Annotated in this window: 1 protein-coding gene; it reads left to right on the forward strand. The window is 68.5% G+C overall.

What is annotated here, in order from left to right:
• Positions 1–73: 73 nt before the first annotated feature.
• Positions 74–1,006: a transposase family protein gene (locus IG05_RS0140930; RefSeq protein ID WP_324605059.1), complete on the forward strand. Its 933-nt coding sequence runs from the start codon at positions 74–76 to the stop codon at positions 1,004–1,006.
• The last annotated feature ends 28 nt before the right edge of the window (positions 1,007–1,034 follow it).

Here is a 1,034-nt window from a genome sequence, read left to right on the forward strand (position 1 = left end):
GGACAACCCTTACGAGCTCGTGCACGGTAGGCGGGGAGGCGTCGAGTTCTCGATCGTCGATCATGGTTGTGTGGTGGGGAACGCGTCTCGTGCAGCGATCATCAGCGACCGGAGGATCACGGGTCTGTCGGCTGAGGTGATCGCTGAACTCGTCGCAGAGGTAGGCCCGTTGTGGCACGCTCGACACCAGGCCAAGCTTGCGTCCAGGCCACGGAAGCGGGCTGTGGGCGCGGGCGCGAAGCACCGCCTGGTGTTCGTCGACCGGCTTCTCGCCACGCTCGTGCATCTCCGCCACGCCACCACGCACGACGTGCTGGCCTGCTGGTTCGGTGTCGACCGCTCCACCATCACCCGTGCCATCGGCGAGGTGCGGCCGCTGCTCGCCGAGCGAGGCTGCACCATCAGCCCCGGAGTGCGGCTGCGGACCCTCGCCGAGGTCGTCGACCATCTCGGCGCCAGCGGGAAGACCGGCATCATCGACGGAACCGAGATCCGGGTCCGGAGGCCGGCCGCCGGCCGCAAGGACCGGGACAAGTTCATCTCCGGCAAGAGCAAGCAGAACGCGGTCAAGACCATGGTCGTCACGGGCGGCGACGGCCGGGTGCTCTTCTGCAGTCCGACTCAGCACGGCAGCTGCGCGGACATCACCCATGCCCGCCAGTTAGGGCTGGTCAGGCTCCTGGAGGGCGGCCCGGCCGTAGAGATTCTCGCTGATGCCGGCTATCAGGGTCTGGGTGCGCAGACCGGCGGGCGCGTGGTGACGCCACCGCACCGCAAGTTCAAGAAGAACGCCCCGGACTGGTACGAGGAGATGCACGAACGACAGCGCAAGGCGCACTCCTCGCGGCGCATCCGCGTCGAGCACGGCATCGCGCATTTGAAGAACTGGCGGGCGCTGGGGCGCCCCCTCGGCCGCCGCGAGCACATGAGCGACACCGTGCAAGCCGTCGCCGCCCTGCTGTCCCACCAGCAGACCGCCGACCTGGCCCCGGCACGAACAATGTGAAACGCCAGGTCCCACCGAGGCACACGAC

The organism is Streptomyces sp. NRRL S-1022 (assembly GCF_000720135.1).
Classification (GTDB): domain Bacteria; phylum Actinomycetota; class Actinomycetes; order Streptomycetales; family Streptomycetaceae; genus Streptomyces.